General features: G+C 39.8%; 10 protein-coding genes. 5 read left to right on the forward strand and 5 right to left on the reverse strand.

From position 1 onward, the window contains the following. Positions 1-48 precede the first annotated feature (48 nt). Positions 49-1,056 carry a polysaccharide deacetylase family protein gene (locus tag M2137_RS13455; protein WP_280766967.1) on the reverse strand — a complete coding sequence of 336 codons (1,008 nt, stop codon included), beginning with the start codon at positions 1,054-1,056 and terminating at the stop codon, positions 49-51. An 841-nt stretch (positions 1,057-1,897) separates the two neighbouring features. Between M2137_RS13455 and queF the strand changes: the two genes are divergently transcribed. From queF to M2137_RS13480, 5 genes are read left to right on the forward strand one after another with little or no spacing between them, the layout of a single operon-like run. Further along, entirely contained in the window at positions 1,898-2,359 is a 462-nt protein-coding gene (gene queF / locus M2137_RS13460) for a preQ(1) synthase (RefSeq protein ID WP_280766968.1), read from the forward strand. A gap of 47 nt (positions 2,360-2,406) precedes the next feature. Further along, positions 2,407-3,501 carry a glycosyltransferase family 4 protein gene (locus M2137_RS13465; RefSeq protein WP_280766969.1) on the forward strand — a complete coding sequence of 365 codons (1,095 nt, stop codon included), beginning with the start codon at positions 2,407-2,409 and terminating at the stop codon, positions 3,499-3,501. Between the two features lie 44 nt (positions 3,502-3,545). Next, entirely contained in the window at positions 3,546-4,658 is a 1,113-nt protein-coding gene (locus tag M2137_RS13470; RefSeq protein WP_280766970.1) for a glycosyltransferase family 1 protein, read from the forward strand. A gap of 54 nt (positions 4,659-4,712) precedes the next feature. Beyond that, positions 4,713-5,819, forward strand: a complete 1,107-nt coding sequence (locus M2137_RS13475; protein WP_280766971.1) for a glycosyltransferase family 1 protein — start codon at positions 4,713-4,715, stop codon at positions 5,817-5,819. A gap of 50 nt (positions 5,820-5,869) precedes the next feature. Further along, entirely contained in the window at positions 5,870-6,985 is a 1,116-nt protein-coding gene (locus M2137_RS13480; RefSeq protein ID WP_280766972.1) for a glycosyltransferase family 1 protein, read from the forward strand. Between the two features lie 17 nt (positions 6,986-7,002). Here the strand turns inward: M2137_RS13480 and M2137_RS13485 are convergent, their stop codons facing one another. The 4 genes from M2137_RS13485 to M2137_RS13500 all read right to left on the reverse strand — a co-directional run bounded on the left by M2137_RS13485 (position 7,003) and on the right by M2137_RS13500 (position 11,153). Beyond that, positions 7,003-8,022 (reverse strand): glycosyltransferase, encoded by a 1,020-nt coding sequence (locus tag M2137_RS13485; RefSeq protein WP_280766973.1) that lies wholly within the window; start codon positions 8,020-8,022, stop codon positions 7,003-7,005. 5 nt (positions 8,023-8,027) lie between these two features. Beyond that, complete coding sequence (locus M2137_RS13490; protein WP_280766974.1) at positions 8,028-9,470, reverse strand: lipopolysaccharide biosynthesis protein; 1,443 nt, start codon at positions 9,468-9,470, stop codon at positions 8,028-8,030. Between the two features lie 144 nt (positions 9,471-9,614). Beyond that, positions 9,615-10,577: an FkbM family methyltransferase gene (locus M2137_RS13495; protein WP_280766975.1), complete on the reverse strand. Its 963-nt coding sequence runs from the start codon at positions 10,575-10,577 to the stop codon at positions 9,615-9,617. 105 nt (positions 10,578-10,682) lie between these two features. Further along, complete coding sequence (locus M2137_RS13500; RefSeq protein WP_280766976.1) at positions 10,683-11,153, reverse strand: hypothetical protein; 471 nt, start codon at positions 11,151-11,153, stop codon at positions 10,683-10,685. Between the last annotated feature and the right edge of the window lie 107 nt (positions 11,154-11,260).

Genomic DNA, 11,260 nt, shown 5'->3' on the forward strand with positions numbered 1-11,260 from the left:
CCTTAATCTTTAAGATAGAGAGACAAAGGTACGAATTTAATCTAAAAACTACTTCGTAATACGAACAATCCCCCCATCGGGAACTGCTTCGAACTGAATATAGGTTTGTCCGTCTATTTCGATCAGTTTCGAAGAAACGGTTTTCCCGTTTTGGGTCACTTCCGCCTTCTCCCATTTCGCAGGCAGTTGCCTCCGGATGGTGAGGGGATACTGATAGATCGCGTCATCCAATCCATCGGTCACCTCGAGCGTGATCTGCGTGGAAGAAAGATTTACTTCTTTGATTGTTGCGGCATCTCTCTCTTTTATGTAGAGTACCACCTCTTTGAACGAGGCCACCCAGAAATCATCTCTGACCTTATCCATATATTCCACGCTCTCGCGCAGAAATTCGGCCGTCACGGGCGAATAGCTGTTGTCGTCGATCCCGTGCATCATCAATACCAACCAGCCATTTTCGGCTGTAGCCATGGCGAGCTTCTCTTGGAATGCCGGCAGGTCGTTTACCCCCAGGCTGCCGCAATTAATAGCGCTGATGTTATAGAAATCGGCTGGTGTCTTTGCTACGATACGTCCCGAGCAGATACGTCCGGCGATGAAGTATTGACTGATTGTTTTCACATCGCCGACCGCACAATTGGGGTAAGCGATTGTCATGCCGTTTTCATTCGTAACGCCCAGTTCCGAATGAAGAATCGATATCGATTCGGTGTATTGTTTTATCTGTTCTTCCACCGTGAGCCGCCCCAAGACGGGATGCGACACCGTATGGCTTCCTACTTCGTGCCCATTGGCTACCGCCCGGCGAATATCATCCCAGTTAGGTCCCCAGGCAGGAACCGGATAAAGGGTCAGTTTAAAGTCGTATTGGTCGAAAAGCGGAACGGCAATGGCAAACTGATTCGGACAATGATCGTCAAAAGTGTAGGAAACGGCAGCCTGCGTGAAGTTTTTCCAGTCCGCGATTTCATAAACACCCGGTTCCGGCTTTGTGGAACAACTACTACACACCACCACTGCCCCTACCAGGAAGGTGAACAAAGTTTTACTTTTCATATCGATTCATTTTTATGGTTTTACAAATATATTACATATCTATGGCTTTTGTATCATCGTCTTTCACCGACACGATTTTCTGTAGGAAAATTCTCACCACATAAAATGAATTCCTCTAATTATATACCGATTCAATCACCCTACAATAATGTAAACAAACGTTAAATTGCCCATTTTCGAAGAAACCCCGAATTTACGATTTGTAATTTCCGAGGGACTTTGCGCGCAAAAACGAGGGACTTCGGAGACAAACTCCCGGGAGAAACACTTTTTAACGTATGGATTTGTAAGTAAAAGGGGTGGTTTTGCTTACAATCGCGATTTTAACATTTGGGAGGAAGGAGTGTGAAAATAGGTGGTGAGATCTTCAGATCGGAAAGAAATTGAAGATACAAGGTATATCAGATCAGTATCTAAAAGCTCCCCTTCTTAGAAAAGAAGGGGGGGACCGCTGCTTGCAGCGGTGGGGTAATTTGAATTCTTTATAAATGTTTTTCCTATTTCTTTGATAGTCACAAATACACAAAACAGAACAAATGTGTGATTTTAAATACATCAAACTACCCCACCATCGCAAGCGATGGTCCCCCCCTTCTTTTCTAAGAAGGGGAGCCTTGGATAGTGATTCCTATAACCTTCACATCTTACATAATTTAAACCTCCCCCACTCCCATCTCCTTCCATTCTTTCCTTATTCGAAAAAACACCTTACGCATTTACCGGATGCTCAAGCGAGCTTGTCTCTGCGTTCAGCTTTCATTATCTTTGTCCATTGAAAGGGGATTCTCTTTCCGTGTGCTTATTTAACCACGTTTAAAAACAAGAATAGATTGACAACAACATGAAAAGAGAAGACGAACTACATCTTTTGGGAGGAACAACGGAATACAAGCAGGACTATGCACCTGAGGTATTGGAGGCGTTCACCAATCGGCATCCGGAAAATGATTATTGGGTACAGTTCAACTGTCCGGAGTTTACCAGTCTTTGCCCGATCACCGGGCAGCCCGACTTTGCCACCATCTACATCGATTATATCCCTGACACCCGTATGGTGGAGAGTAAGAGCCTGAAACTCTATCTGTTTAGCTTCCGCAACCATGGCGCCTTTCATGAAGATTGTATCAATATCATTCTGAAAGACCTGATTGCCCTAATGGATCCGAAATACATCGAAGTGACAGGAATATTCACCCCCCGGGGAGGCATCAGTATCTATCCTTATGCCAACTACGGACGCCCCGCTACCAAATACGAAACTTTGGCCGAAAAGCGGCTGTTCGAACACCAAGGAAAACTGTGAAGAATCCGGCCGATTGTTTTTATAAATAATAGCCTATCTTTGCAGATATGAAACGATTACTTTTCATTCGCTACAGAAGATCCGGGGCAATCGATGCCGGAGGTGAACAGTGTACCAATGCTAATTATCGTATACTGTCAGAATTGGTGGGTGAAGAAAATATAACCACATACTACATTCATGAGAGTCAAAGTAAGAAGCAGCTGTTACTCCACATATTTTCTATATTGATACACTTCCTGAAAGGCTATTATTATGGGCTCTCTCCTCAGAAGGTAGATCATATTGCCCGCTTGGCAAAGGAATATGATTACGTCTTTATCGATAGAAGTATTTTCGGGGTCATTGCCAAAAAACTAAAGAAAGAGCAATACAAAGGCAAGATCATTACCTTCTTCCATAATGTGGAGTCGGTCTATTTTGCAGCCAAGATAGGACGATGGAAGCCCTGGCGACCGATAGTCGTTCGTTGCGTGGCTCAAAATGATCAGCAAGCATGCGACTATTCGGATGTGATCATTGCGCTCAATAAAAGGGATCGGGAAGAGATCGAAAAGCGCTATCACCGGACGCCTGATATTTTGACGCCAATCGTATTTAAAGATGTGTATAAACGGGATATCTACCCGGAGGGAATGACAAGCCAAACGCCCCTTTGCCTGTTTTTAGGCACCCACTTACCCATGAATGTGCGGGGTATTCTATGGTTTGTCCACCATGTGTTGCCATATGTAAACATCCGTTTGCAAATTGTCGGCAAAGGAATGCACGCCATCGTTCCAAAAGTAAAAGAATATGCGAATATCGAAGTCTTAAGTGATGTGCCCGACCTACGCCCTTATATCGAACAGGCCGACTTTATGCTTCTCCCGATCTTTGAAGGAAGTGGTATGAAAGTAAAGACCTGTGAAGCCCTGATGTACGGGAAGAACATCATCGGAACAGCCGAGGCCTTCGAAGGCTACGATGTAGACTTCAAAAAAGTCGGTGCCTTATGCCATACCCAAGAAGAGTTTATCAAAGCACTACAAACATTTTCTCAACACCCCATCCCCCGCTTTAACCCCTATTCCCGCCAGCTGTTTGTCGAGAATTATTCGGAAGAGGAGCGGATGAGAAGGTTTAGAGAGGTGATAAAATAGAAAAGCCGTTAAAAAAGAATTCACTAACTAACTAATTATTGACAATGAAATTACTAATTGATTTATCTTATGTGGAAGAACTTCCTGTCGGAGTAGTATTGTATGCCCTCAGAATTATAAGAGGAATGCATGATAATGGCGTAAAGGATATTTGCCTGTTTCTGAACCCCAAAACCGCAGAAGCGATCCATCAGGAATTTCCTGAATATGACTATGTCATAGCACCGGAGAAAAGAGTAGTCCGGATTCCCAGAGTCTGGCTTCAGCTATTAGTGGATGGATATAGATACCAACAGGCAATGAAGCGAATTGACTGTGATATTATCTTTTCACCCTTTCATCCGATTTTTACTTTTTGGAAAATGAAAAAGAAACATGTTAGAACTTTTCATGACCTGTTTCAATTAAATGCGACATCAACCGTTTGGAGAATAGGTGCTCATCTAACTATTCTACGTATGATAAAAAATGCAGATGCTATCATTATAATATCCAATCATGTAAAAAACGAAATTCTAAAAAGATACAAACTTATAGCCAAGAAGAATGTCAAAACGATTTACAATGCCATAGAATTTGGAACAGAGACAGATAACATCTCTCCTTTAGTCGAATACAACTATATATTATATGTGAATTCATTATCTGAAAGCAAGAATATCATAACTTTACTAAAGGCATTTGACATCATCAAACATAAAATTCCCCATAAGTTGATTTTCCTGGGGAAAAAAACAGCCTATTTTATGGAAGTATTAAAACCTTATATCGATCAACATGAATTAGCTGATCGGGTGGTTCATATGGAAAGAGTTAGCGATAAAGAATTGATATCACTCTATCAACATGCCTCGCTGTTTGTCACTTCTTCTTTATTGGAAGGCTTTGGTTTCACCCCTATCGAGGCGGCTATGTGTAACACGCCTGTTATCTCCACCAAAGAAGCAGCGCTTTATGAGACCACTATGGGGTTGTTGCATTATTATGAGCCACCCATGGATCATCAGGCATTGGCTACAAAAATAATGGAAGTACTGCAAAATCCTCCTTCTCAAGAAGAGTTGGAAAAAATCTCTTCCTCCTTCAAAGAGCAGTATAATAATCGGAAAATAGCCAAAGAGGTGTATGAATTCATTACTTCGGTCTATGAGAGTTAAATTCATTTTTTAATGAAAGACGTAATATGGATGTAACCAACAAATTACTTTGCAATGAAATTACTAATTGACCTGTCTTATATTGAAAATTTGCATAACGGAGTAGCTCTGTATGCATTTAGAATTCTAAAAGGGATGCGCGACAACGGAGTGAAAGATATCTGCCTGTTCTTAAATCCAAAAACGGCAGAAATTGTACAGAATGAGTTTCCTTCCTATGCGTATGTTATAGCCCCAAAGATTGAGGCAAATCTAATCAACAAGGTTTGGTACAGACGCTTAGTAACAAGTTACAATTATAGTAAAATCATTAATAAAATGGATTGCGAAATCGTATTCACCCCATTCAGCGACCCTTTCTATTTCTGGAAAATACGCAAGAAACATGTAAGAACGATCCATGATTTGCAAGAATTGAGAGTCTATAGTCGCTTCTGGATCTTTTGTGGAAAGATATTTGTTCCCATTAAAATAAAAAATTCTGATGCTCTTATTACAATTTCTGATTTCGTAAAACAAGATGTTTTAAAAAAGTACAAATTTGCCGCCAAGAAAAACATTAAAAAGATATACGCGCCTATTGATGTGAATAGGCAAGACACTCTTCCTTTATTAGACTTTAGATATATATTGTGTGTAAACACATTGGCGGAGTACAAAAATGTTATGACGCTACTAAAAGCTTTTGAAGAAATCAAAGACTCTATACCCCATAAATTGGTTCTGGTTGGTGGAGTCACATCTTATCTGTCTGACGTAATAAAACCATATATAACGGATCATAATTTAGAAAATAGAGTAGTACATTTTAATAAAGTTACAGATAATGAACTGAAATCTCTTTATCAACACACTTCACTGTTTGTTACTCCTTCGCTGCAAGAAGGGTTTGGTGCGACTCCTATCGAAGCGGCTCTATGTAACACCCCTGTGATCTCTAGCAAAGAGACAGCACTTTATGAATCCACCATGGGATTACTGAATTATTACGAACCGGCCATGGATCATCAGGCATTGGCTACAAAAATAATGGAAGTACTGCAAAATCCTCCTTCCCAAGAAGAGTTGGAAAAAATCTCTTCCTCCTTCAAAGAGCAGTATAATAATCGGAAAATAGCCAAAGAGGTGTATGAATTCATTACTTCGGTCTATGAGGGTTAAATTCATTTTTGCACAGAAGATGAAGATACTAATCAACTAATTATCTTACAATGAAATTACTAATTGACCTGTCTTATATTGAAGATCTTCATAACGGAGTAGCCTTGTATGCATTTAGAATTCTAAAAGGGATGCGCGACAACGGGGTGAAAGATATTTGCCTGTTCTTGCATCCTAAAACAGCAGACGTGATGCGTCAGGAATTTCCCTCTTATGAGTACGTTATCGCACCGGAAGCAAAATACTCAACTCTTATCCCCAGAGTCTGGTTTAAACTATTTGCCAATAAACATAAATACAAACAGGCGATCAATCAAATTGACTGCGACATTATCTTTTCACCCTTTCACGTCGTTTTCTATTACTGGAAAATGAAACAAAAGCAAGTCAGAACCATTCACGACCTGTTTCAGTTTAATTCAACCTCTATCCTTTGGAAAATAGGATCCTATATAACCATCCCGCGCATTATCAAACGGGCAGACGCTATTATTACCATCTCTGACTATGTGAAAGAGGAGATCAAAAGAAAATATCCGTTTGCTGCTAAGAAGAATATAAAAACGATATACAACGCGGCAGAGTTTGGCATGGAGACCCACGAGACCCGTTCGTTGTTCGACTTCAGTTACATCTTATATGTAAATTCATTAGCTGAATACAAGAATCTCCTTACATTGCTAAAAGCATTTGAAGCGATCAAACACAACATGCCGCACAAACTGGTTTTTGTCGGGAAAGAGACCCCGCATTTTAGAGAAGTATTGAAACCGTATATCGATCAACATGGATTAGCGGATCGGGTGGTTCATCTGAAAACGGTTAGTGATGAAGAATTAATGGCGCTCTATCAACATACCACCCTCTTTGTTACCCCTTCTCTATTGGAAGGCTTTGGTTTTACCCCTATCGAAGCGGCTCTATGCAACGCCCCTGTTATCTCGACCAAAGAGACGGCACTTTACGAAACAACCAAGGGGCTATTAAATTATTATGAGCCGCCCATGGATCATCAGGCTTTGGCAACCAAAATAATGGAGGTACTACAAAACCCTCCTTCCCAAAAAGAATTGGAAAAGATATCCACTTGCTTTAGGGAAGAGTATAATAATCGGAAAATAGCACGGGAGGTATATGAATTTATTACTTCGGTACATGAAGGTTGATCTTTTTAAGATTTCTATTATCCACAGTTTTCATGTAAGACCTTTAGAACTCTTTCCATTCTTTCCCTGAAAGTATGTTTTTTGATCACTTGTGTATAGGCTTGATGAGCCTGCTGATCAGTATCTTGTAGGAGATTTCTCTCTATTAATTGGATCAACTCATCAGAGGAATAGAAAAAGCCTATTTCTTTATTAGGGAAAAGTGATTCTATATACGGATTCCCGTCCACCAATTGAAAAGCACCGGCACCTGCAATCTCAAACACTTTGGGATTGGCACCGTTGGTGGATTGCTCGTGGTGGATATTCAAACAGATCTTCGCTCGGCTATACAGCCTGTTTACCTCTTCGGGAGAGATATTTTTATTTTTGTAGATAGCTCTTTTCTCCCGGAACAACCATTTCAATGGATTCTTGTAAATAGGCTTGTAAACACCATAGATCTCAATCTTTTTATCCTGAAAATGATCGACCACCGCTTTCAGGTACTCGATCCGCTTCGGATAACCATACAGAGCACCAACAAAAAGAATGTCTATATCTTTCTCTACATCGAGGGGATGATAAATAGATATGTCGCAAGCCTGCGGCAGGAAATGCGCAAATATCCCTTTTCGGTGTAGTGTTTCCACATCATCCTGTTCGAAGCAGAAATAGGCATCAACCAAAGGGGCTAACGCTTCGCTACGCGGATGACGCGATAACCCATCCAACATCCAGATGGCCACCTTTGCCCTTGTTTTGAAATAACGGATCGTATCCGGTTCTAAAATATCGCCATTGTAGATAAACACCAACTCGGGATTAAATAGATCAAACCTATTTTGAATAGAGACATTAAACAATCTTCGACTCTTTTCTTTCAGTTTTTCCTTATGGGGGGAGAACTTATGCAGGATTTTGTTTTTAAGATGAAAAGGATGAACCGGTTCATCGAAAGAAACAATCTGTGTTTCCCAGCCCAATGCTTCGAAAGCATCCGCAATGCTTCGATTGAAATAAAAAAAAGAGGGACCTATGATAAGTACCTTTCTCATAAGCCTTATAAATTCGTTTTTCTTTTCAAGATCATATTCACACTCTCTCTAAAAATGGTTGAATTACTTCTCCACATAACAAAAACATAAAGAAAAACAGAAAGGGAAATCTTCAAGATCAGTCGCCACAGCATACTCTCAAGCCCTCTTGTGATAAAGTAGACTGCCACAAAAATAACGACAGTAATAAATAGATAGGGGGTGATATCTTTTAGGATATGTGTAAGGCGTATCGGGATAAGCGTGGAGGTATAAAAATGGGTAACTCCTAAGGAGATAAAAGAGATCACCATAGAAGCAAATGCCATCCAGTAGAGACCAAAGGGAAGTGTCAAGAAGGCAGAACCAATTTGTAGAAAGGCAAAAACAATTGATGTGCCAAAAAAGAAAGAGGACTTGCCATGACTCATAATCAGTTGATTATATAGATGTCCAAACAATCCGAAAATACTGCTCACACAACAAATCTGCAAAATAGGAACACAAGGAAGCCATTCTTCGTTGATCACAGAGATAAATTCTCGTCCGATAAAAGCAATACCCAATAAAACAGGAAAAACCGTAAAAGCAACAAAGCGCATCATCTTACGCAAGACTTGAAGTTGGCGCATTCTATCGTTCTGGATCGTGGCAAACAAGGGTTGTCCAACACTACTTACCATGCCAATCAGAACGCTTGAGCCCATATTAGCCCATTTTACTCCCTGTGAATAGATGCCGACTTCTGTTTTTGAATAAAACTTCCCTAATAAAACGGAATAGATATTCCCTTGTATCTGATTGGTAATACTGGATAGGATAAGCTTCACACTAAAAGGAAACATCTCTTTAATCGGAGAAAAATCGAAAGAGAAAGAGGGACGAAAAGGAGAAAAGAACCAAATCAAAAACGCTTTCATTAAAGCATTCGCTACCGTTTGAGCCACTAATGCCCAATAGGCATAACCCTGAATAGCCATGACAACCCCGACCGTACCACTAATAAGTATGGATATGATATCAATAATAGCTCGCTCTTTAATCATTAATCGACGAGCCATCATGGCAGAAGAAGCAAAAGTAATAGCTTGAAGAGGAAGAGAAAGGAATAATACACGCGCAATCATAGTCAGATCCGGCTGATTATAAAAGGCTGCAATCGGTGGAGCGCAGAAGTATAAGATAAGGTAGAAGAAAAGACTCAGGAGTGTACTAAACCAAAAAAACGCGTTATAATCTTTCTTCTCTTCTTTCCCTCGGTTGATCAATGCAGCAGAAAAGCCTCCTTCCTGGAGTGTGTTTGCTATGGCTATAAAAATACTTAAAAGTCCTACAATTCCATAATCGTCCGCCGAAAGATACTTTAGGAAAAGCACCCCGATAACAGCAGCGATCACCTGTTGAATACCACTACTCATCCCTCCCCAGAAGAGACCTTTGGCTGTTTTTGTTTTTAAAGAGACTTCCATCTTCCATCTTGTGCATAAGAGAATAGCCAATCACGTAAGATTCTTACTATTCTCCCAGGTGAGTCTTATCGCCTATGATTCTGTAAGCGACAATCACCCTACAAATATAAAGCCTTTTTCAGTTATTCGCGCGATAAGAAACAATTACTCACTCAAGTAGTTAGAATTACTGGGAGAAATTTGAGCATCTGTTGTTTGGCCTACTCGCAAAACACCTTTCCTCAATTTGTCTTTAATACAGAAAAAGCCATCGGTAAATTGAATAGGGAAATGCAGGTTTTGAAAGAAGGTAGCGATCCGATTTGCGTCGTCCGGTAGGTGGTAAGTGCAGATGGAAGCTTGCAATCCCTGGGACTCTTTTATCGTTTGGATGGCACCTATTAAGGCATCTGTTTCAGCACCCTCGATATCCATCTTTAGGAATAGATTCGTTTTGTCTTTATCTATCATGAAATCATCAATCGAAATGGTTTTTTCTGATGTTTTATCGGAAACCATACTTTTGACAATCTGCACCTTTTCGCTCCAGGGAGCGAAAGTCGCTTCTAATACGGGAATCCATTGGTCTTCGCATTCAAACAGATAGACCTGCTTAACAACATCGATCGCGCTTAATGCGAAAATACCCTCAGCCGCTCCTATGTCAAGAAGGGTGGCGCCTGTTAATTGCTGTATATTTGCCACATAACGATGTGCGGAGTCTTCTTCCTGTTCCATCAACAAATTTTTATAGGCATAATTTATTTGAACGAATGTATAATCTTTGGGGAAATAGAGCTTTTTATCTTCGTGTATCACAAAAGGCAACCCGTTCATAGGGTTAATTTCGACTTTTGTTTTAAACCCCCGGTATTTCAAAGAAGAGGGATAAGGAGTCTGCATAATTCCATAATGTCCCATAAATCGATAGAGTTCAAACTCTTCTGTTTTTGAAAAAAAACAAGGAAAAAAGTAGCGTAACTTACATTTGACCGTAAGCTTAAAATCCCTTTTAAGACTCAACAGATCTCGTAAAAAATGAATATAAATAATCTTCCTGATACGGGCAGGAATATATTTCCGATATAAGTGGACTATCATTGCTCTTAATATGAAATTCAAAGGCAAAGATAAGAATTGTTTCTCGTTTATATCATGGTGACCTTTGCAATACTGGAGTTAAGTAAAGAATTCCATCACATGGCAGATTTATGGTCATGAATATGGATGCGATCATTTCCTTTTCAGAGGCATAATTACAGAATCTTCGAATACGATATAGAGAGGTAAGATTGCTTTTGCATGACACAATAGAAACGACTTAATATTTCGCCCCATTGACTTGCTTTGTGCCTGCAGTAATTCTTTGTCTTGTTTAAGCAAGTTATAAGCCTCCCGCCTTGCTGAACGGGATATTTTTATGGAATTGTTGAAGAAACAGGATAATGCACCATCTATATAGCGTTGAAAAAAGGGGAACCATTTATCTTCACGGGTTGCATAAATTTGTTGATCCCCATATAATTTCCGGGCAGCATAATAAAAATCTACACATTGCTTCTTGGAAAAAGTATTTGTAATAGAATTTGGATTATCTCTATAAAAATAGAGTACTTTATCGATATATCCAATAGTATGTGCCTGTCGAAGAGCGAGTGGAGTAAACATTAAATCTTCAAAATAGAGCCCTTTTTCAAATTGCATTCTGTTACGAATTCACTACTGTCCACTAAAAAATGGACGATTAAAAATTAAATAAATTTGGTTCACTTGAACCGCTTCGTTCTTTGATATTTTTGAAATTAGTTTTG

The organism is Parabacteroides sp. PFB2-10, from assembly GCF_029893085.1.
Classification (GTDB): domain Bacteria; phylum Bacteroidota; class Bacteroidia; order Bacteroidales; family Tannerellaceae; genus QVMG01.